Source organism: Psychrobacter frigidicola, from assembly GCF_007997305.1.
Classification (GTDB): domain Bacteria; phylum Pseudomonadota; class Gammaproteobacteria; order Pseudomonadales; family Moraxellaceae; genus Psychrobacter; species Psychrobacter frigidicola.
This window is the reverse complement of the sequence record NZ_VORZ01000001.1, coordinates 374,807-400,627: the sequence shown is the minus strand read 5'-3', so window position 1 is coordinate 400,627 and position 25,821 is coordinate 374,807. Positions and strand designations below refer to the sequence as shown.

Annotated in this window: 23 protein-coding genes; 7 read left to right on the top strand and 16 right to left on the bottom strand. The window is 42.3% G+C overall.

Annotated elements, in window-relative coordinates; genetic code table 11:
* Nucleotides 1-89 precede the first annotated feature (89 nt).
* Together ES754_RS01665 and ES754_RS01660 are read left to right on the top strand one after the other, a co-directional pair.
* Nucleotides 90-749, top strand: a complete 660-nt coding sequence (locus ES754_RS01665; RefSeq protein WP_147223178.1) for an AzlC family ABC transporter permease — start codon at nucleotides 90-92, stop codon at nucleotides 747-749.
* Entirely contained in the window at nucleotides 739-1,095 is a 357-nt protein-coding gene (locus ES754_RS01660) for an AzlD domain-containing protein (protein ID WP_147221480.1), read from the top strand. The genes ES754_RS01665 and ES754_RS01660 overlap by 11 nt, the downstream gene beginning before the upstream one ends.
* A gap of 124 nt (nucleotides 1,096-1,219) precedes the next feature.
* Here ES754_RS01660 and purF read toward each other — a convergent pair whose 3' ends face one another.
* From purF to ES754_RS01605, 11 genes are all read right to left on the bottom strand, one after another.
* On the bottom strand, nucleotides 1,220-2,755 hold the full coding sequence (purF, locus tag ES754_RS01655) for an amidophosphoribosyltransferase (RefSeq protein ID WP_147221478.1): 1,536 nt from the start codon (nucleotides 2,753-2,755) through the stop codon (nucleotides 1,220-1,222).
* Between the two features lie 329 nt (nucleotides 2,756-3,084).
* A complete protein-coding gene (locus ES754_RS01650; protein WP_147221476.1) occupies nucleotides 3,085-3,582 on the bottom strand; it encodes a CvpA family protein in 498 nt (165 codons plus the stop codon).
* Between the two features lie 102 nt (nucleotides 3,583-3,684).
* Nucleotides 3,685-4,719, bottom strand: coding sequence for a quinone-dependent dihydroorotate dehydrogenase (locus ES754_RS01645; protein WP_147221474.1), 1,035 nt, complete (start codon nucleotides 4,717-4,719; stop codon nucleotides 3,685-3,687).
* Between the two features lie 152 nt (nucleotides 4,720-4,871).
* Nucleotides 4,872-5,273: a DUF4870 family protein gene (locus tag ES754_RS01640; RefSeq protein WP_147221472.1), complete on the bottom strand. Its 402-nt coding sequence runs from the start codon at nucleotides 5,271-5,273 to the stop codon at nucleotides 4,872-4,874.
* Between the two features lie 221 nt (nucleotides 5,274-5,494).
* Complete coding sequence (gspM, locus tag ES754_RS01635; RefSeq protein ID WP_147221470.1) at nucleotides 5,495-6,040, bottom strand: type II secretion system protein GspM; 546 nt, start codon at nucleotides 6,038-6,040, stop codon at nucleotides 5,495-5,497.
* A 119-nt stretch (nucleotides 6,041-6,159) separates the two neighbouring features.
* A complete protein-coding gene (gspL, locus tag ES754_RS01630) occupies nucleotides 6,160-7,455 on the bottom strand; it encodes a type II secretion system protein GspL (protein WP_147221469.1) in 1,296 nt (431 codons plus the stop codon).
* 80 nt (nucleotides 7,456-7,535) lie between these two features.
* Nucleotides 7,536-7,994 carry a phosphohistidine phosphatase SixA gene (gene sixA, locus ES754_RS01625; protein ID WP_147221467.1) on the bottom strand — a complete coding sequence of 153 codons (459 nt, stop codon included), beginning with the start codon at nucleotides 7,992-7,994 and terminating at the stop codon, nucleotides 7,536-7,538.
* A 62-nt stretch (nucleotides 7,995-8,056) separates the two neighbouring features.
* Nucleotides 8,057-9,397, bottom strand: coding sequence for an NAD(P)H-dependent glycerol-3-phosphate dehydrogenase (locus ES754_RS01620; protein WP_147221465.1), 1,341 nt, complete (start codon nucleotides 9,395-9,397; stop codon nucleotides 8,057-8,059).
* A 112-nt stretch (nucleotides 9,398-9,509) separates the two neighbouring features.
* Nucleotides 9,510-10,169, bottom strand: a complete 660-nt coding sequence (locus ES754_RS01615) for a nitroreductase family protein (RefSeq protein ID WP_147221463.1) — start codon at nucleotides 10,167-10,169, stop codon at nucleotides 9,510-9,512.
* Nucleotides 10,170-10,256: 87 nt separating this feature from the next.
* Nucleotides 10,257-11,357 carry a cell division protein ZapE gene (gene zapE, locus ES754_RS01610; protein ID WP_147221461.1) on the bottom strand — a complete coding sequence of 367 codons (1,101 nt, stop codon included), beginning with the start codon at nucleotides 11,355-11,357 and terminating at the stop codon, nucleotides 10,257-10,259.
* Nucleotides 11,358-11,609: 252 nt separating this feature from the next.
* A complete protein-coding gene (locus tag ES754_RS01605; protein ID WP_147221459.1) occupies nucleotides 11,610-12,269 on the bottom strand; it encodes an alpha/beta hydrolase in 660 nt (219 codons plus the stop codon).
* A 299-nt stretch (nucleotides 12,270-12,568) separates the two neighbouring features.
* On the opposite strand from ES754_RS01605, the gene ES754_RS01600 reads away from it, so the two are divergent.
* The 3 genes from ES754_RS01600 (at nucleotide 12,569) to xseB (ending at nucleotide 15,059) form a co-directional block, all read left to right on the top strand.
* Entirely contained in the window at nucleotides 12,569-12,928 is a 360-nt protein-coding gene (locus ES754_RS01600) for a hypothetical protein (protein WP_147221457.1), read from the top strand.
* Nucleotides 12,929-13,178: 250 nt separating this feature from the next.
* Nucleotides 13,179-14,750, top strand: coding sequence for an exodeoxyribonuclease VII large subunit (xseA, locus tag ES754_RS01595; RefSeq protein WP_147221455.1), 1,572 nt, complete (start codon nucleotides 13,179-13,181; stop codon nucleotides 14,748-14,750).
* A gap of 57 nt (nucleotides 14,751-14,807) precedes the next feature.
* Nucleotides 14,808-15,059, top strand: coding sequence for an exodeoxyribonuclease VII small subunit (gene xseB, locus ES754_RS01590; RefSeq protein ID WP_147221453.1), 252 nt, complete (start codon nucleotides 14,808-14,810; stop codon nucleotides 15,057-15,059).
* A gap of 14 nt (nucleotides 15,060-15,073) precedes the next feature.
* Here xseB and pncB read toward each other — a convergent pair whose 3' ends face one another.
* The 5 genes from pncB to ES754_RS01565 all read right to left on the bottom strand — a co-directional run bounded on the left by pncB (nucleotide 15,074) and on the right by ES754_RS01565 (nucleotide 23,674).
* Entirely contained in the window at nucleotides 15,074-16,321 is a 1,248-nt protein-coding gene (pncB, locus tag ES754_RS01585; RefSeq protein ID WP_147221451.1) for a nicotinate phosphoribosyltransferase, read from the bottom strand.
* Nucleotides 16,322-16,651: 330 nt separating this feature from the next.
* Nucleotides 16,652-18,457: a bifunctional peptide-methionine (S)-S-oxide reductase MsrA/peptide-methionine (R)-S-oxide reductase MsrB gene (gene msrAB / locus ES754_RS01580; RefSeq protein WP_147221449.1), complete on the bottom strand. Its 1,806-nt coding sequence runs from the start codon at nucleotides 18,455-18,457 to the stop codon at nucleotides 16,652-16,654.
* Between the two features lie 488 nt (nucleotides 18,458-18,945).
* Complete coding sequence (locus tag ES754_RS01575; protein ID WP_147221447.1) at nucleotides 18,946-19,857, bottom strand: ATP-binding cassette domain-containing protein; 912 nt, start codon at nucleotides 19,855-19,857, stop codon at nucleotides 18,946-18,948.
* Between the two features lie 61 nt (nucleotides 19,858-19,918).
* Nucleotides 19,919-21,880 carry a glycine betaine ABC transporter substrate-binding protein gene (locus tag ES754_RS01570; RefSeq protein WP_147221445.1) on the bottom strand — a complete coding sequence of 654 codons (1,962 nt, stop codon included), beginning with the start codon at nucleotides 21,878-21,880 and terminating at the stop codon, nucleotides 19,919-19,921.
* Nucleotides 21,881-22,198: 318 nt separating this feature from the next.
* Nucleotides 22,199-23,674 (bottom strand): coniferyl aldehyde dehydrogenase, encoded by a 1,476-nt coding sequence (locus tag ES754_RS01565; RefSeq protein ID WP_147221443.1) that lies wholly within the window; start codon nucleotides 23,672-23,674, stop codon nucleotides 22,199-22,201.
* A gap of 320 nt (nucleotides 23,675-23,994) precedes the next feature.
* Here ES754_RS01565 and ES754_RS01560 point away from each other — a divergent pair, with 320 nt between their 5' ends.
* Together ES754_RS01560 and ES754_RS01555 are read left to right on the top strand one after the other, a co-directional pair.
* Nucleotides 23,995-24,834 (top strand): lipoyl protein ligase domain-containing protein, encoded by an 840-nt coding sequence (locus tag ES754_RS01560; RefSeq protein ID WP_147221441.1) that lies wholly within the window; start codon nucleotides 23,995-23,997, stop codon nucleotides 24,832-24,834.
* A gap of 261 nt (nucleotides 24,835-25,095) precedes the next feature.
* On the top strand, nucleotides 25,096-25,626 hold the full coding sequence (locus ES754_RS01555) for an inorganic diphosphatase (RefSeq protein WP_147221439.1): 531 nt from the start codon (nucleotides 25,096-25,098) through the stop codon (nucleotides 25,624-25,626).
* The last annotated feature ends 195 nt before the right edge of the window (nucleotides 25,627-25,821 follow it).

The window sequence follows — 25,821 nt, the reverse complement described above, 5'->3', positions numbered from 1 at the left end:
TAGGATAGCACGTGACTTCTTATTCTAAGCAGCAACGACAGTCAGCGTATCAATGGGCTGAAGGGTTTAAAAAGAGTATTCCGGTCGCTATGGGTTATTTACCAGCTGGCATCGCCTTTGGTGTGCTGGCACAGGTTGCAGGCGTACCCATATGGGCAACCATTATGCTGAGTATCGTCTTGTACGCAGGTGCGGCGCAATATGCTTGCCTGCCGATGATTAGTGCTGGCCTACCCGTTGGGAATATAGCCACCAATATTGCCGCTATCAACCTACGCCATGTTTTTTATGGTGCGCCGTTATTGCAATACTTACCCACCCAAAAGCTGGCAAAAACTTATTGTTTATTTGCGCTAACAGACGAGACCTTCTCAGTAATGACCAGCTTACCGGCTGACACAAGGCAAGCACTGATACTACCGATAAGTTTATTCAATCAAAGCTGGTGGGTCTTAGCCACTGCCATTGGCGTGGTAATAGGCAGTGCTCTCGATGATTTAGTGCCGCATTTAGATTTTGCTTTGATATGCTTGTTTGTTATTTTAGCCTATGAGCAATTTCAAACGATTAAACGTTATTTTCCGATTAGTATTGCTGTGATCGGTTTAATAATTGCCTCATTTTTTACCAGCCATTGGTTATTATTAGTCGCTATTGCAGTTTGTATGATGCTGATTTTAGCGCGTGCATTTTTGATGCAAAGTAAGGTTGTAGAAGATAAAACGATAGGAGGTTCTCATGACGAGTAGCTACCTTATTGCAGCGACTTTTGCCATGGCGGCCGTCACTTTTGTTACCCGTGCCATCCCCGCATTAATACCGCAAAAACTGCTGGATAAACCTTGGCTGCATCGTCTTAATGAGAGCCTGCCTTTATCAGTCTTAATATTATTGATTCTAACCAGTCTCGCCTATCAAGATTTATCATTGACGACCGGCTTAAATTCTGCCGAACTGCATTTATTACTAGCACAAATTGGCGCTTTAGGACTGGTATTATTTATCTATCATATCAGTCGCCAGCTACTGGTGAGTATGGTAGCGGGTATAGCTGCTATTAATGGATTACTCTGGTTATTTAATCACTTTTTATAGTTGGTTTGTGTTTTAAAAAAAGCTAGGTTAAATTAAACGTAATAAAAAAGGCTAAATCCTATAGAGGGTTTAGCCTTTTTTATCACGTTTTTTACCCAAAACCAGCTTGTTATTGAGCGTTCGACTACATCTCTTCTACACCCGTCATATCAACAGGGGTATCAGAAACTATCTGCATGCCTTCTTTACCAATTTTAGCAGTCTCACTGCGCCGCTCTTGCAGATGCTCAAGGTACGCTTCGTTAATCTGACCGGTGATATAGCAACCGTTAAATACCGCACAGTCAAAGCCTTCAACCTTACTATGCTTGGTGTCTTTTACCGCATCAATCAGGTCATTTAAGTCCTGAAAAATCAAGCGATCAGCACCGATAATCTGGCGTACTTGTTCTACCGTATGACCTGAAGCAATCAGCTCGCTACGTACTGGCATATCAATACCATAAACATTCGGGTATTTTACAGGGGGTGCAGCGCTTGCAAAAAAGACTTGTTTCGCACCCGCATCACGCGCCATTTGGATAATCTCGTGGCAAGTCGTTCCGCGCACAATAGAATCATCGACCAATAGCACATTTTTACCTTTAAACTCTAAGGGTACGGGGCTTAGCTTTTGACGCACTGATTTTTTACGCTGCTGCTGACCTGGCATAATAAAAGTACGGCCAATATAACGGTTTTTCATAAACCCTTCACGGTACTTGATATTCATCATCAGCGCAAGTTCCATCGCTGAAGTACGTGACGTATCAGGAATGGGAATCACCACGTCAATATCATGATCCTTACCCCACTCTTTAAGAATCTTTTGGCCAAGCTTTTCGCCCATACGTAAACGTGCTTTGTAGACTGAAATATTATCCATGATCGAGTCTGGACGCGCAAAATAAACATACTCAAAAATACACGGCGTATACTCTTTGGGCTCTACACATTGATGCGTATGCAATTGGTGATTGAGATCAATAAATATGGCCTCACCCGGTTTTACATCGCGAATAATGCTAAAACCTGAACCGGTAAGTGCCACTGACTCTGAGGCCACCATATATTCTGTGCCGCCGTTTGCTGCTAGGCGCTCACCAAAAACTAGGGGACGAATACCGTTCGGGTCACGAAATGCGAGCAGACCATGACCAGTAATCAACGCTACCACACCATAAGCCCCTTCACAGCGGCTATAAACTGCGGTTACCGCTTCAAAAATATCATCGGGCGTCGGATGGGTTTTATTCAAGTTTTGCATTTCGTGTGCAACGACGTTCAATAGTACTTCAGAGTCTGAGTCAGTATTTAAATGACGACGATCATCTTGATATAGAGATTTTGCCAAACTCTCCGCATTGGTCAAATTACCATTATGCGCCAACGTAATACCATAAGGCGAGTTCACATAAAAAGGCTGCGCCTCAGCACTGCTAGAGGTGCCAGCAGTAGGGTAACGTACGTGACCAATACCGAATTTACCCACCAAACGCTGCATGTGGCGGTTCATAAACACATCACGTACCATGCCATTTTCTTTACGTAAATATAAGCGCCCATCCTGTAAAGTCACAATACCTGCGGCATCTTGCCCGCGGTGTTGTAACATAGTTAAGGCATCATAAAGAATTTGGTTAACTGGCTCATGAGCTGCAACCCCAACGACTCCACACATAGTTATATCCTATTTTTAGCCACGCATTAGTAAGGCAATAATAGCACGGTCACTGACAGCACTATCTGTCAGACAATCGGCACTGATGATGTTGCTTGCTGAAATTAGATTGTTATTAAAGATAAATAATTGGTGGTTTATGAATGCTGCTTGATGACTATTAAAACTGTAACGTTGGAAACCACAAAAACTGGAAGCTGTGAACATTAAAAGTTACAGGTGCTAAATGAGGCTAGCGAACCATTGACTGTCTATCTGATAAGGCTTAATTTAAAAACCCATTTATCAAAGCTTTTATTTATATTTAAAAAATCTTTAAGCATCAAAGCTTAAGACTTATTAATTTGCTCCCAAGCACCACCTAGCATATCTGAAGCTAAGGTCTTGGCCATTGGGGCATAAGGCAGCAGTTCAGGCGCTAATACTGACGTTTGCCATTGCGGCATCTGTACTAATAAGGGGGCACTGACACTGAGTATAACTAAAATAATAAGCACATTTTTAGCCGCGCCAAGTACGCCGCCAGCCATTTTATCCAATATACCTAAGCGCAAGGTTTTGAGCACCCCTGAGAATACAAATGCGACCAGATGCATAATTGCCAATATAACTATCACTACTAATAAAAATGCCATTGCCATTTGCAGCACAGGGTTTTCCACAAATCCAGGCAACTGCGGCGCAATAGCACTTGCCAGCCGAGTCGCTGCAATCAGAGCAATAAACCATCCTACCAGACCCACTGCTGTTTTAATCAAACCCACTTGAAAGCCGCGCCATAAGCCAATTAAGACAACAACGGCAATCACAATATCTAGACCACTCATGTTTACCACCCTGTCTTTATTACTATTGATATCTTGATAGCTATTAAGGTTCAATTCACTTATTAATACACAAGTTACTTAGCAAATAGTTTGATAGGTTCTTTAACCTTCCATCGCGTCGTAATAGCCGCCAATTGCTTGGATACAGGACTGTACCAAGCCGGGACCTTTATAGATAAGACCAGTATATAGTTGCACCATGTCAGCGCCGGCTTTGATTTTTTTCACCGCTTTCTCGCCGCTGTCGATACCACCAACCCCAATTAATACCACTTTATCATCCAGCTGGTCAGAGAATTGTTGTAGTATTTGGGTGCTGATGTGGCTGACCGGACGACCTGATAAGCCGCCAGCTTGGTCGCCATCGGTTAAATCTTCGACGCCCACTCGGCTCAAAGTCGTATTGGTCGCAATCAAACCATCAATTTCAAAGTCTAGTAGCTGCTGTGAGATATAATCGACTTGTGTAGGGTCTAAATCTGGGGCAACTTTGAGCACGATTGGCACATAAAAACCATATTCGGTTGCCAGCTGATGATGACGATTCATGATGGTATCTAAAAGATATGTTAAAGCCTCACCACTTTGTAAGTCGCGTAAATTTGCCGTATTAGGCGATGAGATATTAATCGTAATATAGGAGGCATGAGGATATACACGCTCAAGGCAATAGACATAATCGTCTGCTGCATTCTCAACTAGCGTGCTGGCATTTTTACCGATATTTATACCAATATTACCTTTATACTTGCAGCGTTTGACATTGTTAATCAGGTAATCGACGCCCTGATTGTTAAAGCCCATCCGGTTAATAATGGCATCCGCTTGTTTAATTCTAAATAAACGGGGCTTCTCATTGCCAAGTTGCGGCTTTGGAGTGACCGTACCTATTTCAATAAAGCCGAAACCTAATTCGGCAAGCGCATCAATATAATCACCATTTTTATCCAAACCTGCTGCTAACCCAACGGGATTAGAAAATTGCAATCCCATACAGTCTATCGGCTGCATATGTTGACCATAAACCAAGCCTAGAGTGCGTGCTTTATGCGCTTTGGACAATAAAGACAAGGTCATGTCATGAGCGTGCTCAGGGTCCATCTTAAACAAAAACGGGCGAAGTAAGGCGTAGGACATAGTAACAATGAACCCTGATTAAAGAAAAATGATGAATGGAACAAAAGGTATCAAATTAAGCGCTGCGATTATATCAGCTTAACAGAAATAAGACTCAAGTTTCACGTAGTAAATAAAATCAGCCGTTGTCTATAAAAAACAGTTAAATGACTCTAGGGTACAGGACGATTATCTGTGAGCGCGATCCAGCCACGTACAATACGATATAAATGCCAAATGAAAGTAAAAGCCATAATTAGCAGACCTAAGCCAGTCAATACAATTGATACTATCGCGCTGTTGCCACTATCAGCCATCATGCTCACGCCTAGACCCCCTACCGCAAATACTAGTAATAGACCACCGATCAAAAATAAGACGATGCTGTACCAAAAGGTCTTAATCTGCCAATCAAAATGCGTTGCTAACCAAGTTCCATCGGCATTGTGGCGCTTGGTATAATTCATAACAATAGGCACAATCCACAGTAGCCCCGCGGTAAAATAGCTCAATACATATAACAAGTAAGTCACATGGTTATAGGTAATTAAAGTGCGTTGTTTAACATCAGTCATTACACTACCTTGACGATTATTGTTAGATTAATAGTTATTTTTTTAGCTGGTTTTAGCTGGATGATCATCGCTGTTCTTTTAAATTATAGCTGCTTATCAGACAGCCTTTAGAACCGCTATATCTTTATTATCATTGTGGCAACGATAACTGTTTTCAAGATGATGGCTCCATCTTATAAAAAGACATTATAATAATAAGTTGTATCTTATGACAGACCAGCCTAAGGAGTCACCGTCGCTTGCACCTGAATACTCTTAGTGACAACGTCTTGCTGCATGGATAACTGTGTAAACTGCCACCCTTGCTGCTCAAGCTGGGCAAGTGCCGAACTAACGATAGCTTGGCTAGGATAGTTAAAGCTAAGTTGCACCGCATCGCCGGCAGCGATGACTTGCGCATTATCGATACCCGAACTATTAAGTGTAGCATTGACGCTACTCGCTGGGGGCATCGCTACGCCATCTTGGGCAGTAGCAGTATTCATAGTGCTGTCAATATTGCCCGCTTGCGCACGTAGCCAAAAATAATCAGCCACTTGTTCTTGATAGTCCGCTTTACTATCTGTCGCTGCTTGGTGCACACTGTAACCACCATAGCCGCCTATAAACAGCAATAAAAACACCATCAATGCACCCAAAGCCAGTTGATCACGTGGCGACAATAATAACCATCGTGACCACAGCAGGTTTTGATACTGAGCAATAGGCCCTGACACTACACTTTTGGTTAGGGTGCGGCTTTTAACACGGCGCTGTAATATTTTCATCACTCAACCTTGGTTACTTATGCTACTTACTTATTATTAAGCACTAATTACTATTATGTCTAAATGATGTGAACTGCAAAGAAGAGGAAATATATTATTACTGCGATGGCTACTCAGTTTTAGGAGTCGGTAACCGAAGTAGGTACTGAGCTGTCTGTTGTCACATTCACGGTTATTTGACCACTTAACTGCCCTTGCTCGTTACTATTTACCCCCTCTAAATTAGCACTCAGACCTTGGGTACTCAATATATTGGCAAACTCATCAAGGCTATTTCGGTCAGGTGCAATTAGAGTAAACCTTAATACAGACGGCTCCATCACTAAGGATTGGGCTTGCAGAGAGGACTGTTTAATGAGTGGGGCTATGCGTGCCAATACGGCAATATGTGAAGCTGGTGCTTGGCTATCGTTGCGTAATTTTGGCTGCATTTGTGCTTGCAGTTTTGTACGAGTGCTTAGCGCTTCATTAGGGAACCATGACTGATATTGCACCACAACTTCTGTCTGCGTGGCCGTAGCCGCCTCACTATAGCGATACCACTCCACGCCATCAGTAGCTATTTGCAGCACCAAAGCCAATAACGCCACCATCATGGCCACACGTAAATAAGGCGATACATGCGAGTCTGATGACTTAGTAAAAAAGTTGAGCGCATGACGCTCAGGACTGTCGATAGGAGTAGGTATAACTGGTAGAACGGTTAGTAATAACTGGTACTCAGTAAGTAAGGCAACAGTTTCCGCGGCTATATTGGTTACTGAATTTAATCCTGTTTTTTGTAAGTTAATCGTATTATCATCATTGTCTGCACTCACAATCAAACTATCAGCTACGGAATTGGTAGAGATATCGAGCACTGGTAGCACGCAGACTTCATTTAATTGTGGCAAACGTTCAAATATGAGTGGTAAATAGCTGACCGCCAGTCCTTGGTAAGACGACTGGCGTAGTAAGGTAGTACAGTCATCTTGATATAAAACCACCTGCTGACCTGCTCCTTCTTCGGGAATAGGTAATAATAAAAAGTCTGGTAGTAATGCTTGAATGGTCAAACCTGCCAGTAACGCACTTTGCTGCCAAGTCTCGATATCATTTTGCGCCAGCGCATATAAATACTGACTACTAGCATAGCCAATCTGGCGTACGGCTAACTGCTCAACCGGAGCAATGGAGGTCTCCTCAAATAAATACTGTTTGCCAACAAGACCTAATTGCTTAAGCTGGGCACTACTCAGTTCAGTCTCTACTTGTAATAAATGGCTGGAAGGAAAATATAAGCACAGCGTTTTATGACCATGAATACTATAAATATCATGCAGCTGTTGCCAGCCGTCGACTGCATGCCAGTTCTTTGTATCCGAGTGCCAAACAGCTAACGAGCTGTGCTGCGCTCTTAACCAAACGTGTAACACTAAGCGTATCCTTATTGGTTATAGCGCTTACTAACAACTGAATTTAGTTTTTACCACAAATACTGTTAAAGCTATCAATATTAATCAGGCTGCACAGGAACAAAGCGATCACTTTCAGTGGCCATACCTGACATGACAAACTCCATCTCAAATACTCGGGCTTCTGCCAATGAAAATGACTCAGGGCTGATACCGGTAAGTAGACTGGCAATATGCGCCACAATCGACATATGGCAGACTACGACTAAACATTCTGCTTCAATATTTGCAAGCTCTATTAATGCGGTATGGGCATCGTCTGCTGGGGTAAGATTGTCTTGGACGGTCGCTAGCACATTAGGCGCTCGCGTTTGCAGTTGAGCTAAGGTTTGTTGCGCTCTATCGTAAGGGCTGACCACAAAAAAATCTGGCGTATAATGCGCCATAATATAATCAGCCGTTTGCGCTGCTTGCTGTTGGCCAAATTCAGTGAGTTGCCGTGCGCTATCTGGACGCATCTCATCTTCTGCTTGTCCATGACGCATTAATATAATTTTCATGATAGTTCCTAGTGCCTTATCTTTCTCATGTTTTTTGAGTACTAATTATAATCTTAAGTTTTTTATTTATCGGGATTATCGTTAGTACTACTATCGTCATCATCACCACTATCGCTTGCTGCCTGCATTTGGGCGGTAAGCGAGGCATTGCTGTGGTCATGTGCCATCACAAACTCGACGTCGCTACGAAAGCCAGCTTCCATCAAATTTAGAGCAACGCCAAGTGCTGCTTTATCTTCATAAATGACCGCATATAGCGCATGAGTAATCGGCATATAAATGCCTTCTTTAGTCGCCTTTTCATGTACTTGCTGAATGGTATTAACACCTTCAGCAGTTTGTCCTAATTTCTTCACAGCGGCATCAATAGTCATGCCACGCCCTAGCATGTTGCCTATGCGATAGTTACGGCTCAGCTCTGAGCTACAAGTGGCGTATAAATCACCAACGCCCGATAACCCTAAAAAGGTTAATGGGTTCGCGCCCGCTTCCACTCCGAAGCGGCTCATTTCTGCTAAAGAACGCGTTAGTAGCATTGCTTTGGTATTTTCACCAACATCATACGCGGCTGCCATTCCCATAGCGATAGCGTAGATATTTTTGAGCGCCCCGCCAAGCTCAACACCGCGAATATCATCACTGGCAAACACACGGAAAAATGCACTGTGCAGCGCCGCCTGTACAGCATGGCGCAAGGGTTCTGACTCACTGGCAATCACAGTAGCAGATGGCATATTTTTCATAATCTCTACCGCAAGATTCGGACCCGACATCACCCCAAAATTTACTTCCGGTAGCTCGTCTTTAATAATGTCACTCATCAATGCAAAGGTATCTTTTTCCATACCTTTAGTTAGGGACACAACCGACTGCCCTGTCAGAAAAGGCGCAATATTTTTTAAGGTTTCTCGAAAAGCCAAACTCGGAACGGCAAGAAAAATAATGTCTTTATCTTTAATCGCAGCTTCTAAATCATGACTGTATTTAAGGCGATCATCAAGCTTGTAGCCGGGCAGATACTTTTTATTCATCTGCAGCTTTGCCATCGATTTGACCGTACGCTTATCTCGTACCCATAGCGTCGTATCGCAACCATTGCGCGCCGCTAAGTTTGCCATCGCAGTACCAAAGCTGCCGCCACCCAAGAACGCTAAACGTAGCTTAGTCGGACTCTTATGTATTTTCTCCATATTCTTAGCAACATCTACTTCAACGGCGCTAGGATTAAGCTTTTTACGTCCAAGTCCTGTTTTGATCGCGCGTTCAATGATACCTGCGAGCAAGCCACTTGGCTTTTCATCATTGATTTTATCGATACTTTCATCAATATGAGCGTCTGTGCTGGTCGCTTTTTTCTCAACACCAGCTTTATCAGATTTCGTTTTCTGAATAGGGTTTGTCATATCTTATTATCCATGTTGGCCGGCTTATATTATAAATGCAGCTTATACATTTGGCATAAGAAGGTATAGCATTATATTGTGCTTCAATATTCAATGATATGACGATACAAGCTTACGATTCAAAGCGTAACAGGGGCTCAATATCAAGGGGTTTGTGCGGAGGCGTACGGCGAAGACTGGTGCCGGTATAAACAAAAGCGGTCACATAATCATCTACGCCTACGTCAAAATAAGCTTTTACAGCAGGCTCATTACATAGCAATCCAGTACGCCAAACCGTACTAAATCCTTGGGCTTTTAAGGCGAGAATAAGATTTTGAACCGCAGCACCAGCACTAAGCATTTGCTCAAAGAGCGGTACTTTTTTATGCTCTCGCATGTGGGTAACGACGGTAATGATAACGGGTGCGCGTAGCGGCAAACTGGCCGCTTTTTGGCGCTCTTTATCAGATAATGTATCGCCTTCTCTAATTGCTTTGGCTTCAGCTGCAGCCACTAATGCTTGACCAAAAGCGTGACGAGCATCTCCTTCAGTCACAATAAAGCGCCAAGGTTGCAATTTCTTGTGATCAGGCGCGGTTGCCGCACAACCAATAGCAGCCGTAACTTGTTCATGAGTTGGCGCAGGCTCGTTTAAATTGCCAATACTACGCCTTGAATTTATCCAGTTAATCAGCTGCTCGTCGGTTACAGTGGCATCTGCTAATGCAGCATTTGCAGCACCCTTCGCCTCGTCTATCGAGATATGTTTATCATTCTTAGCATCACTCATAGTTCGTCCTTATTCATTATTGTCATTATTAAGATAATTTTATGAACACGTTTTTGATTATAGTATAAAGCAGTTTTGATCATAGGGTTATGCGGCATCATCAAGACGATGCTTCATTTTTAGATAGTCTTCTGACTGCATCTCAAGCAATCGTGAACGCGTACGCTCAATCTCAAACGCCAGTTTTTCACCTTGATATAAGTCAAGAATGGATTGCTCTGCACGAATCAACAGCTTCACCCGCCGATCATAAAACTCATCAACCATATAAATAAAGCGGCGGGTTGGATCGCGTAAATCATCATCTAGTGCGGGCACCGCATTGACTAAAACCGTACTATAACGGTTGGCAATTTCGATAAAATCAGCCGCTGAACGTGGCTGCATACATAGATGACGGAAGTCACAGAATAAAATGGTTTCCGTTCGCGCATTGATTAGGATTTCACGACCGTTGACTTCGATTGGCTCATTACTGATTTTTATATTGTTAGAGAGACTGGCAAAACGGTTCGCTAGCCAATGGTGATTACTTTTAGTCATTGGCGATTTGTACAGCTCAGCTTGCTGCAATACGCGCAAACGGTAATCAATGCCAGAATCAATATTCATGACCAACGTATGACACTCAACCTCAGCAATTGCCGGCATAAAACGGTCACGGTGGAGGCCATCTTTATAGAGTCCAGACGGTTCAATATTAGATGTGGCGACCAGAGTAATACCACGATCAAAAAGCATAGTAAATAAGTCACCCAAAATCATTGCATCGGATACGTTAGAGACAAAAAATTCATCAAAGCAGATAATCACGGCTTCTTTATAAATAATGTCAGCCACTTTCTCTAATGGGTCAGACTCTCCATGAATATCATTGAGCTCTTTATGGACGCGCTGCATGAAATGATGAAAATGCTGACGCATCTTACGCTCTATAGTCAACGAATCGTAGAACATATCCATCATCCACGTCTTACCACGCCCTACCCCTCCCCACATGTACAGACCTTTTGGCGCGACAGGTTTTGCTTTTAAAAAGCTAAAAAAACCCTTCTTTTGTTCCGCGCCATTCTCAAGCTGATGATATAACTCATCAAGGTAACTCATGGCCTGGTACTGCTGGTCATCTCGAGTAAAGTCATCGGTACTAACGGCTTGCTCGTAGCGCTGCAATGGAGATAATCTCATAAGGCGACTCGTCATTGAACAAAATAAATAATGAAGTAATGTGTTGAAACCGTCAGTCGCTACTAACTTATGTCTTTTACACTGAGACAGTAGCAACTGAGATGTCAGAGTGGCTTATCAACGCCACTCTTTAGGTTAGCACGGCTTAAGGCTATACGAACACTCAATTAAATTTATCAAAATACAGTAAAACCAATCACTTCAATGTCAATTAGAATTGTTTGAAATCTCTACAGTATTTATCAGATGATACTATATATCACTATCAAAACTATGCTGCTGTAGTAATTTCTTCAACTCAGACAAACGTCCGTGAAAAAAATGCCCAGCACCATCAACCACACTAACATCAATGCCCAAATGCTCAGCAAAGGCTTGCATATTAGCGGGCGCAATCACCTCATCAGCATTACCATAAATCTCGAAAGTCTTATCAATGGGTAAGCTGATGTCATTACTGTCGTTTTTTTCTATCGACGGTGAAATAAGCGCAACTTTAGATATCTCGAACTCACTTAAACCCCACACGTGTGCAGAGGTTAATACTTGCTCAGCGACGCGTGCCGTCACATAACCACCGAAAGAAAAACCGCCCAGCCATAGCTTGCGCGCAGTGGTTTGACCTGCCAGCCATTGTAGCACGGTCATCGCATCAAGCACTTCACCATCAGCGTAATCATGCTCACCCGTCGATTGCCCCACGCCGCGAAAGTTAAAACGTACCACATGCATACCATTGTCACGCGCAAAGCGGTACATAGTCGTCACCACCTTATTATTCATCGTACCTTCGAACAGCGGATTAGGATGACACAATAACGCCACCGTATCGGTATCTGGATGATTAGGATTGTCTTGTTGCCAAAGCGCATCGACCTCTAACACGCCGGCAGGAGCTGAAATTAATTGCATAGGTATCATTATTAATTAAGAATGGATGAGGTGATTATCCTAGATATGAGTTATATTTCAAGTCATTTGCTGTGTATCTGCTTGGTTTGCTATCTATAACCATTAAAATAACCGCTTAGAATGGCTAAAAACTTCCAGCTGTTATGCTTACTTTTTATTAATGAGCACAGGCAACATGGCGGTAACACCACACACAATAACTGTCTAGACGTTAATGAGTCAAATAGGCTAAATTCATAATGCTAGTTGCGCCATTCTTGAATGACTTCATGTCTTTTGACTTGTTTATAGGAATAATTATGATTACTTTTAATAAAACGGCCACTTTGGCTGCCACCTTAGCAGCAACACTGGCTTTGAGTGCTTGTCAATCTACTACTCCATCCTCTCCTGTTATTCAACGCGCCAATTCTATTTACGAAACCACAGGCGTTAGCAACATTAAAGTAAAGGCGCAGCAAAACGCTCTCGACAGTGCCAAAAAAACCTGTGGCTCACGTCAAGTCATTATCGTCGATGATAAGTTTAAATATAATGGTATTTTAGGTGAGCGCACAGGTCGTGTGATTGGACAAATCGGTGGTATATTTGGTAAAGACACAACTAATACTGCCCGCAGCGATGATTATGAATATATGATTAACTTCCGTTGTCAGTAACCTATTTTGGCGTAAGTCTAAATAGTTAATAAATAGAAAATCTGTTCTTGATAAATAAAAAGCAACCGCTAGCCAATAAGCAGGTGATAAATACATTGTCTAAAAAGGGCACTGTCTGAATCGATTGTTTATTGGCTTTCTTTTTATAAATAATATGAATAAGTTGTTTGTCAGCCTGCTTTTACGCTAAGCTATCATGCTAACTTGTTCATTTTTATACTCCCTACCTCTATCGCCTTGGTCTGATATTATGCGCAAACCCAATCTTGCTAGTCTGGCACATGCAAACGCTAAAAATGCAAAGGCTGCAAAGGTATTAGTACCTGCTAAGAACTTGGCGACTCTTGAAGCGGAGCTTGCTGAGATTGATGACAGTCTTGTAGAAAACCTTGAAGATACGGTGCTGCGTCTTAGTGATTATTTAGCCGCAGTTGACATGGTTATTAAACAGACTTTTGACCATAGAGTGTGGGTCAAGGCGGAGATTCGTAATCTATCCAGCAAAGGTGGACACTATTACTTTGAATTGGCGGAAAAAGACGACGATGGTAAAGTGGTGGCAAGCTGCCGTGGTAATCTTTGGCGCTTTAAAGCGACGCGTGTATTGGCAAAGTTTGAGCGCGCAACGGGTATGGCGCTCGACCGCGACTTAACCGTCTTGCTGAAAGTATCCGCAGGTTTTCATGCGCAATATGGTTTTTCGCTGACCATCGAAGATATCGACCCCAGTTATACGTTAGGCGACTTAGCACGACAATATGCTGAGATGGTAGATCGCTTAACCGGTGAAGGACTGATTCATATCAATCAGCAACTGCCTACTCCGTTTGATATCGAACATGTTATTGTCATTGCTCCTGAAAAGGCTGCTGGATTAGGAGACTTTCGAGCGGATGCCGATAGACTCGCCCGTACGGGTGCGTGTCAATTCCATTATTATCATGCGACATTTCAAGGTAATCATGCGCCGATGGAAATACGCCAAGCGATTGTCAGCGCGCAGAAACAATTTTATGCGATTTACCATCGCCTACCGGATTTGCTAGTCATTATTCGTGGTGGTGGTGCCGTCGGTGACTTAGCGTACTTGAACGATTATGAACTCGCCGCGTTGGTGGCAGAGCAGCCTGTGCCCGTCTGGGTCGGCATCGGTCATGAGCGTGACAAAGTGATTTTAGATGAAGTGGCGCATACGAGCTTCGATACGCCATCAAAAGTCATTGCCGCCATAACTGCGCACTTAACCCAACTAATAGCGCAAGTGTTAAGTTACCAAACACAGATTAAACAAGCCACGCAACGACAGCTTAAAACTGCGGAGCAACAAACGACGCGACAACTCAATCGAGTACAGTCGCAGACCATTGGACAGCTGACCGCGCTACAAAAAGACAGTGATTTTGCGTGGCGCAGTATTCAACTAAGTGCTCAACGACAGACTAAGCAAGCAGCACAGCATATCATTGAGTGGCAAGCGCAAACAAAAATAGCCGCTTATCAACAAGTAGTTATAGCTCGTGATAATAGTACTGACTATCAAAGAACAATCATGCAGAATGTGCAGCAGCAAGTCCTACAAGCGCAGCGTGATAGTCAGCATTTACGCGATATTATACTGCTTCATCAACCTGCACGTGTACTCAAACAAGGCTATGCCATGCTAACTACTGAGACTGGCAAGCAGATATTGACTAGCAGTACGCAACTCAATCCTGACCAAACTATTAAAATTATATTAAAAGATGGCCAGGCGACCGCATGCATCAGCCACATTGAAAATGCTAATACTGAAACGATCCCAACTGATGATTCACCAAATTAATCACACATTACTACCTGATTATTATTTTTATAACGCTTCTACAATTTAGGATAACTTATGACCAGCACTACTTCCCCAACGCGCAAACGTAAAAAATCCGCCCCAAAGACTTTTAAGGCAGCTTACAATATTCTAAAAACCAATGCGGCTGAACTACAGCAGCAAGACGAGCCAGATATTGATAATTTGATGAGCACGGTCGAAGAATCCATCGCCGCTTATCGCGTGTGTGAGACCCGCATTAATGCTATTCAGCAAGCATTAGATGCCGCCTTTGCAGAAGAAGTGCCTGATAATAACGGCAGTTAAGTTAAACTTTAACCTTATTTAAGCTCGTCCACTTCAAACACTTGGCGTAAATAAGCCAGATAAGTGTCATTATTAATCATGGTTTTACCGGGGCTATCGGACAACTTAGCCACCGGCTGGCCATTACACTCGACCAATTTAAGGACGATATTGAGCGGCGTTATGCCCATATCATTAGTTAAATTGGTGCCAATACCAAAGCTGGTCTTAATGCGGTCATTAAAATACTGATGCAGCTCCCACGCTTTATGTAAATCTAAGCCATCGCTAAAGGTCAGTATCTTAGTCTTAGGATCTATCTTTAATTTTTGATAATGGGCAATGGCTTTGTCACCCCAAACATAAGGATCGCCGCTATCATGGCGTAATCCATCAAACAGCTTAGCAAAGTACAAATCAAAATCGCGTAAAAACGCATCCATGCCGACCACATCGGTCAACGCAATACCCAAGTCACCACGATATTCATGCACCCATGATTCTAAAGCCGCCTTTTGTGAGTCGCGCAAACGCACATCTAACGCCTGAAATGCCTGCATGAACTCATGCGCCATCGTCCCAATCGGTGTCATGTTCAGCTTTTTGGCTAAAAACACATTGGACGTACCACTCACAATCTTTGGTTCAGCTTTATGTAAAGTTTCAACTACATGCGCTTGCCAAACTTTGCTGAACCGTCTGCGCGTCCCAAAATCAGCGACGATAAATGGTGGCTCATCTACAATCTTTTTCTGAGCGGTTTGTTGCTCGGTATAGTTATGTAATAACGCCACCTTTTCGTCCAGTCGGCGTTGCCCTTCTTCAATGACACTAGGATTTGATAAGGCATTAAAATACAACTCATTAACGATAGCCAATACAAATACTTCAAAAAACATGGCCTGAATCATCGGTCCTTCGATGTCAATAAATAGGCGACCTTCATCGTCAGTGCTCACGGTGATAAATCGGCGTTTTAGCTTAAACAGCTCTAGATAATCAACAAAATCTGAACGCATAAAGCGCAAACCACGTAAATAATCGAGCTCATCTTGTAAAAACCGCAATTCACATAAGCTGTCTAACTGTTGCTCTAAAGCGTCTTTAATATCAGCAAGTGGATACGAGGCATCTTCATTATTGCGACAACGAAAGCGATAAACGCCATGCGTCTGCGGGAATTGATGCAGCATGGCTTGTAACATCGTAAACTTATAAAGATCGTTATCGAGTAATGAGGTAATAATAGGGGCAACGGTAATAGGTGCATGGATAACGGTCATGTTACAGCCTTAAACGTAAGATAAAGAAATGAACGTCGCGCAATTCGGTAAGCGACAAAACTAGTAACAGATATTAATTAGTATCTAAATACGATTAATCATATTATTAAGTTATAAATAGCGAGCCATTCATGGATTATTGAGTATACCGAAATTAAGATTAGTTTTCATAACTCAACCGTTATAACAGCAAAATTACTACGAATAGCAAGACTATTTACCGCGTTATTAATAGCCTATAACCTATAAAAAAGACGTTAAGGATATCCTTAACGTCTTTTTTTTAAACTAGATCATGGTCATATAATTACTATTAATCATTGTCAATAACTATGGTTTCGCTGGTTTAACCAGTTTCACCAATGGCGCATAGCCTGATTGTGGCATCACATCGACAGGGATAAATTGTAACGACCCGCCATTAATACAGTAGCGCAGACCACCGCGATCTTTAGGTCCATCAGGGAATACGTGACCTAAATGAGAGTCCGCAACCCGTGAGCGAATCTCAGTGCGTACCATATTAAACGCCATATCGTCATGCTGAGTAATCACTTGCATATCAATCGGTTTAGTAAAGCTCGGCCAGCCACATTGTGAGTTATATTTGTCTGTCGATAAGAACAACGGCTCACCGCTCACCACATCAACATACAAACCCGGTGCAAATAAGTTATCGTATTCATGACTGAATGCGCGCTCAGTACCGGCATCTTGAGTAATATTATATTGTTCTTTGGTCAAGGTATTTTTAAGCGCACCTTTATCAAATCCAGTATAACGCTTAGCAGATAAGGTTTCAGCAACAGTCGTAACCGGCGCAAGCTTAGTCTTTGCAGTACCAGCAGGTTTATCATCAGCGAGGCTTAAATCAACATGACAATAACCATTCGGATTTTTGGCTAAATAATCTTGATGATACATCTCAGCCAAATAAAAATTATCTAACGACTGATTCTCGACCACAACTTTTTGTTTATATTTGTTTTGTACTTGCTTAATGGCAGCATCAACGACCGCTTTATCCTTGCTGTCTGTGTAATAAATACCAGAGCGATACTGCGCGCCGCGGTCATTACCCTGCTTATTAAGGCTGGTTGGATCAACCACACGGAAGTAATACTTCAATATGGTTTCAAGATCCGTTTTATCGGCATCGTAAGTCACTTTTACCGTTTCAGCATGGCCTGAACCACCCATCACTTGCTCATAGCTAGGATTCGCTCTATTTGCATTACCATTCGCGTAACCTGATACGGCATCGACAACACCCTCAACGCGTTCCATATAAGCTTCAACACCCCAGAAACAGCCGCCCGCTAAGTAAATCGTACGCGTATTAATCGGCTTGCCTTGGGCATTATAGTAGACATCACCTTTTTGCTTAATAGTCTCAATTTTGCTGTTATTGTCTAGTGCTTGGGTCGCTGCAGGTTTAGCACTACCCGCTTTTAGCTCAGCGAAGTCGTTACCCGCATTTTCAGCCAAAGCATAAGCTTGTTGTTCAGTCATATTACCTTTGACCAAATGCACAAGATTGCCTTTTTTATCCAATATTGCCCAGCTTGGATAAACTTGTATGCCAAGCTTATTAATTAGCTCGCCTGACGTATCGACCAAGACCGGTAGCTTAGGATAATCAGCTTGCACACCCGCATACCATTTCTCAAATTCGCCTGCCGCTTTTTCATTCAGATGACCAGGACTGGCAACGGTTACCACATTCAGGTTCGCAAACTTAGGATCAGTGCGCCAGCTCTCAGTCTCCTCTAGTGTACCCAAACACAGTGGACACCAACTTGCCCAAAACTTCACTAGCGTTGGCTTATTAGGGTCAATGACTGCTGCCCCATTTTTACCAAGACCTTTAGTGAGTTGGGGCAACGCTTGCATTTGCTTAAGCATATCGGATGGCAGCATATCGCGTGAGCTTGTCACACCACTATTCTGAGTGCCTGATTTAGCGCCACCATTAGCTTTATTTTCTGCACTGCTCATTTGCCCACAGGCTAATAATAATCCTGCACTCAACACACTGGTCACCCCAATTGTGCTGACGTTTTTTAACCAACGTGATGGTTGACGCTGCGACTCTGACGTTGAGTCATTGTCATTCTTAGAATCTTTATGTGACATGGTATGTCCTTTTTACGAAGCCTTACGGCTAAATGTTACATGGTAGCCCATGATCTGCTTAAGCATTTCATAAGTAGTAAAGGTGGTTCGATAATAGAATTTTTTTACAGAAACGAGCTTATCAGGATAGGATTAGCGCTGAAATTTAAATAGATAATGCGCTTATATGTAGATACTACGAGGATTAAGGGATAATTACAATTAGATAATATTAATATTAGTCATTGACAATTTAGTTTATTTTAACAGTAAAATAGAAGTGGATACATTTACTTGACGGGTCTGTAAGATTAGAGATAAAGAGTGGTCACTAAAAGTAATATCGGTGGATATTTAAAATTTACAGAATAAAGTGTATGCAGATAAATGCATAAAGTTAAATATATTCTACAAATAATGAGAGAGGAATAATAGTGTCTTTTCCCTAAAATTAGGAATTGTACTTAGGCTATTAATAATCAAATCATCATAGGATAAGGCATGAGTTGTTACTTTTTTGCTTTCATAAATTGAGCGACATAATCATCAGCAGGATTATTACGCAACTCAATTGGGGTGCCTGTCTGAATTAGACGCCCGCCATTTAAAATACTAATACGCTGACCGACTTTGACGGCTTCATCAATATCATGAGTAATAAATACAATAGTTTTATTAAGCCGCGCTTGCAATTCTAACAATTGGTCTTGTAATTGAGAACGAATCAAGGGATCAAGCGCTGAGAACGCTTCATCCATAAGCAAAATCGGTGTGTCAGTAGCTAATGCTCTTGCTAACCCCACTCGCTGCTGCATCCCGCCGGATAACTCATCAGGATAACTGTTTTCTAAGTTTGGCAAACCCACTTCATTAAGCCAGTGCCGCGCAATGTCATGGCGCTCGCTAACGCTCATTTTACGCACACGTAGCCCATAAGCGACATTTTGAATCACAGTCATATGTGGTGTTAAGCCAAAGTGCTGAAATACCATACTGACGTTTTGTTGTCGATACTGCTGTAGTCCTTTATCGTCAAGCTCTAAAATATTAATAACGGTAGATGGCATATATTTTGAAAATGCAGTTTGTGCAGACGGCGTAGCTTGTGCAGAATCATATTCTGCAATATTAGTTTGCGCATTAATGGCAGTATCCACCCAAATTTTACCGCTGGTCGGATCAATAAGGCGATTAATATGGCGTATTAAGGTTGATTTCCCCGAACCTGACAACCCCATAATACAATGCAACTCACCCGCTTTAATGGCTAGATTAATATCATAAAGTCCTACTGAATAGCCAGTTTGCTCTTTTACTGCGACGCTGTTCATACCTTCAGCCAATAGGGACAGCGCCACCTGTGCTTGGGTATTGGTCGCATTATAGATTTTACTAATATTCTCTAGCCGAATATGGTCCATGATTGCTCTCGTCATTTATATATTATTTAAGTACTGTTTAAACATCAGTTAATCAATCCGGCTAACCAGCAGGGCGTTTGCCTGCTTCGATCGTTTTTTGCCGTGCACGCTTGCCTTGACCAAAAGCTTGAGTAATACGGTCGATGATAATCGCTACAATGACAATCGCTGTACCCGCTTGTAGACCTTGACCGATATTAAGGGTTTGAATAGACTGTAATACGTCCTCTCCAAGGCCCGGTGCGCCAATCATAGACGCTAGAACTACCATTGCTAGCGACATCATTACTGCCTGATTGATACCCGCCATAATACTGGGTAATGCTTGCGGTAGTTTAATCCAAATTAATAATTGCCAATGCGTACTACCAAATGAGCGCCCCGCTTCAACCATTTCGTGATTAACTTGAGTAATACCTAAAGTGGTTAGTCGAATCAATGGCGGTAAAGCATAAATAACGGTGGCAAATAAGGCTGGCACTTTGCCTATACCAAATAGCATGAGCACCGGTATTAAATACACAAAGCTTGGCATGGTTTGCATCACATCAAGTATGGGCGTAACGATTTTACGCAGCAGCTTGCTCCCTGACATGGCAATACCAATAGGAATCCCAATCACTACGGTGACCAATACTGAAACGATTAATAGCGCTAGCGTATCAATCAATGCGCCCCACAACCCAAAAGCACCAATTAAAAACAACCCCGCGCCGCATGCCAGCGCAAACCATATCTTGCGCACGCCAAACCATGCCAATATAGTCACCAGCGCAATGATTAACCATGGTGGAATAATCGTTAGCAAACGCTCAAGAGGTAATAATAAATACGTTAAAGCTATATGGCTGATACTACGAAATATATCGCCATAGTTTTTGACGAGACTGGCGAGAGACTTGTTAAGCGGCGTTTCAAGCGACCACGAGGGAAAGCTCGATGATAATCCTAACATAGTATCAGTTCGTGACTTTGATGCTGTGTTATTGAGCGGTGAGTTGATGCTGGTATTTCCCGCACTATCTGCAAGTAAGCTAATTCCTAAAGCATCAGCAAGGTTATTGGCGGCGGTATCAGATATCCATGCTTGCCAGACTGTTGGGTTGTCACGTAGAAACTCTAATGCCTGCTCATCGCCACTACGCTTACTTTCACTCATTGCCAAAATAGCACCATTGAGCGCATCAGGCGTAAACTGTACTTTTTTAAAGACGTCAGACAATTCAGGATTGGTCGTCATAAAGGATGTTGATACTGCGATGCCTAGCGGTGACACTGGGAAGCCAGAGACACAATTAGCGTTGCCATCTGCTCTTAGCAAATCTTGCCAGCACGCATCATCATGAGCAGGAAACTCTAGCGGTGCAAAGTCATACTTAGCAATTAATCCTGTCGGCTGCCAATAGTAAAATAATAATGGTTTGCGCTGCTCAAATGCCGAAGCAATCTCAGCATCGAGAGCTGCACCTGTACCGGGATGAACGTTGTTAAAGGTATTACCAAGACCCGTATTTTTGAGCAATCGGGTGTTAAAAACCTCACACGCCCAACCAGATGGACAATTCATAAAACGTGATTTTTTGGGGTCTTCAGGATCTTTAAACAGATGCGCATATTTTGGTAAATCTTGATAGCGACGTAATCCTGGGTTGTCTTCCATCACATATTTGGGCACATACCAGCCCTGAGTTGCACCACCTTTGAGCGTATCACCGATAACCGCCACCTTATTATCCTTGATGGCCTGCTCCATGATAGGCGAACGTCCCACCCACTGCTCTCCAATAACTTGGATGTCGTTTTGTGATAACGCCGTTTCTATTGCCGGTCCCGCCCCTGGAACCTCTTCAATCTGACAGTCGTAACCACTCTCAGCAATATACTTCAGCACCCCAGTCGTAAATTGCCCGCTCTCCCACGTCAATGCGCCAAATTTAATCGGAGTCTCACATGCTGCCGATGCGGATACAGGCAGTAACCACGAACTAAGTAACAGTAAACTTAACGCAATCCATTGGCGCATGACATGTCCTATTTATAGGTATTCTAGTTACTGAAGTAAGGCTACTGAAAAATACGAATTAACATTTACTACTTATATTTTAATAGTCTAAATTAAAGGTAATAGCAAACTTAGACGTACCATAACTGACGTTTAGACTTACTACGAAGTGTAGCGATTTATACTATTGATAACAAATGTTTATTTCAGAGTTATTAAATACTATTTTCAGGAAACAGCAGGTCTAAACTTAATAGATTTTAATGTTTTTTCACAAAAAAAATAGCGTCTATATTAATAGACGCTATTTTAAATTAAGCTTTAATAATTATACAAAAATCACTTCAACAACAGCGCCATGCCTTTTTTAAAAAAATCGCCATAAGGGGGCAATAATAAATTCATACCATTGATTTTAGCTTGTACAAATACCGGTTTCATATGGCTAAGACGCTCAAAGCCAGCTTTGCCATGATACGCGCCCATACCAGAATGCCCAACGCCACCAAAGGGCAAATCATGCTGTGCCACATGAACGATGACTTCATTGATACAGACGCCACCTGATACTGTATGGTTGCGCACTTTTTCTATAGCACGGTCATTATTGCCAAAGACATATAACGCCAAGGGCCGTGGACGCGCATTGATAAACTGAATGGCATCATCAAGGGTTTCATAATGTATTAGCGGCAATATCGGCGCAAAAATCTCATTTTGCATCAGGTCGCTGTCAAGCGCAGGTTCAGTGATAATAACTGGCGGCATCAGACGAGTTTCGGTATTAATGGCCACTTCGGTTAGCGGATGCACACTATCCTTTGGCAGTTTTTGTAGATAGCCTTGTACCCGCTCAAACTGCTCATCATTAATAATATGAGTATAATCTTGATTGTTAGCAATATTAGGATAATGCTCTTGCATCCACGCTTTCGCTAGACTGATGAAACGTTGATGATGCTGACGCGGAATCAGCACGTAGTCAGGGGCGATACAGGTCTGTCCTGCATTGAGCGTTTTACCCATCATAATCCGATTGACGACACTGTCAAGATTGGCATCATCCAGCACAATCACAGGTGATTTACCACCAAGCTCAAGGGTGACTGGAGTCAGGTTAGGCGCTGCCGCAGCCATTATCTTCTTACCGACCGCAGTCGAACCCGTATAGAGTAGATGATCGAAAGGTAGTTTGCTAAAAGCTTCTGCAATATCGACTTCACCAAGCACTACACAAACCATATCGGATGAGAAATAATGGGCGACCGCTTTAGCAAAGGCTTCTGCAAATTGCGGTGCTGACTCACTCATTTTAATCATCACCCGATTGCCCGCAGTTAAGGCATCAATCATCGGTCCTATTGCTAAATATAGCGGATAGTTCCATGGCACTATAATACCTACCACCCCTAATGGCTGCGGCTGGATTTCATTATGAGCCGGTAGATACAGCGGTGATATAGATGCGCGGCGAGTTTTCATCCATGCTTTACCATGCTTTTTAGCATGAGTAATACCCGTGAAGCTGGGAAACAATTCTGCAAATTGCGTCTCTGACACACTACGATGCCCGAAGTCAGCGCTAATAGCTTTTGCTAGACCCGTTTGATTGTCACTTAACATCGCCTCTAGATTGTCTAATTGAGTAGCACGTGTTGCCCAGTCTAGTATCGGCTTGGTACGGCTGATTGTATGCAAACGTGAAAACTGTGTTTGTAATTGCTCAGAGGTCGTAATAATGCCAAGCGCATGGTCAGTAACGCTGATGGTTTGCTTAATATTGGCTTCATTGTTGTCAGTTTTATTATCTGTCATCGGTCATCCTTGTTATACACCTTAGAATTAAGGCGCTATATTTGGTTACAGCTTTTGATTATCACTCAATGTAGCGTATTGATTGGTGAATGAAAAGCGCATTTAGCACACTGACAGGTTTGTAAAAGGCTTCAGGAGTGTCATTAATGACAATTGAGATATATTATTAAGTCGCATTTTTAGCTTTATTAGTACTTGGGTAGGCCACTTAAAAACTGCTACACTCGACTGCTACGCGAGATAATATCGGAGTATTAATCTTACCTATTATTAAGTACATTACATCTATTACCATTATAAAATAAGAAGTTGCTACGCTAATGACTCAACAAATCAATGATACTGTTATCAGTAAAACCCTCCTCAGTAAAACCTTGATAGCCGCTGACTACAATCCCACTCACGATGCCATGCTAGCCCGTACCCTTGAACGTATCGCCTTAAAAAAAGACCAAAATTTACGGTCGCCAGATGAGCTATGGATTGTCGATCATAACGATGTTTATACGCTCGGACAAGCAGGTAAAGAAGAGCATGTTTTACAGCATACGGATACGCCGATTATCAAGACCGATCGCGGTGGACAAGTGACGTGGCATGGTCATGGACAGCTGGTGATTTATTGGCTGTTTGATTTACACAGTCTGGGCTGGAGTGTGCGTCATTTAGTGTCTCATGCCGAGCAAGCTATTGAAGATGTGGTCAATGAGTGCCTAAATAGTCAGTCATCATCTAATGACCCGGATACTAACAACGGTAGCAAAATCAGCGCTCATGCTCGCCGTGATGCACCGGGTGTATACCTATATGCTGATGCATCGGAAAAAGCTAGCGTAACTGCTGAAGATAATGAACTTAACTTACCATCTGACGACGCTATTATGCTTGGCAAAATTGCCTCACTAGGCTTTAAGATTAAGCATGGCTTTAGTTATCATGGTATTGCGCTCAATATCAATTGTGATTTGTCTGCATTTAATGCGATTAATCCTTGTGGCTATGCCGGTATGCAAATGCTACGGCTCTCGGGCTTTGTAGCTATACAGGAAAACACCAACGAGGCGTTAAGCTATGAACAAGTCACGCAAAAGCTTATTGATAATATTGCTCAGCGTCATGCAGGATTGATTGAGCTGCGGCCAGTAGCGCCTAAGCGTTAATTGTGAATCTTTATTATCAACAATAATAGTCTGAGTCCAATTATGCATAATATCGTGCCTGCTTGGACTAAAGCGGAACGAGAAAATATTTTCCAAACTTGTTATACTCGCGGGTGGCACAGAATTAATGCAGCAATAACCTTGCCGCGTTAATATAGCTTTCATATGGCCTAAAAATAAATGGCTAGTGATATTTATGTGCATATCTTTACCACTTCCTTAAATTTCAGTATAAACAACAAAAGCAAACAGGAGCACTTTATGGCAGATTTTAATAAAATTTTAGACGCAGGCGATGTTGATGGCGGCATTATTAATGTGGTCGTTGAAATCCCAACAGGTAGTAGTCATAAAATTGAATGGAATCGCGAACTGGCCGTATTTGAGCTAGACCGTATTGATCCACAGATTTTTGCTAAGCCTTGCAACTATGGTTTTATCCCACGCACTCTTGATGAAGATGGCGATGAGCTTGATGTACTAATCATCACTGAATATCCTTTAACCACTGGTATATTCTTAAAAGCCAAAGTTATCGGCGTCATGAAATTCGTTGATGATGGCGAAGTTGATGATAAGATTGTTGTCGTACCAGCTGATGACCGTAATAACGGTAACGCTTATAACAGTTTAGACGACTTACCAAAACAGCTTATCAACCAATTACAGTTCCATTTTAGCCACTATAAAGATTTGAAAAAACCAGGCACGACTGTGGTCGAATCATGGGGCGACGTCGCTGAAGCTAAAGACGTGATTAAAGATTCTATTCAGCGCTGGAAAGATATGTAATCTTTCATCTCGATAGACAGTAATAACTTGAAAATTTGCCGCAATCATAAAAAAGGTTGCGGTATTTTTTTGCATACGTTTTATAGGTATAAATTTACTAAGATAAAGTTACTGGCATAAAATTGCTATAATGACTCATATTATGCATACGCATGTTCGCGCCAGTAGACGATAAGAATAATTATGAAGGACAAT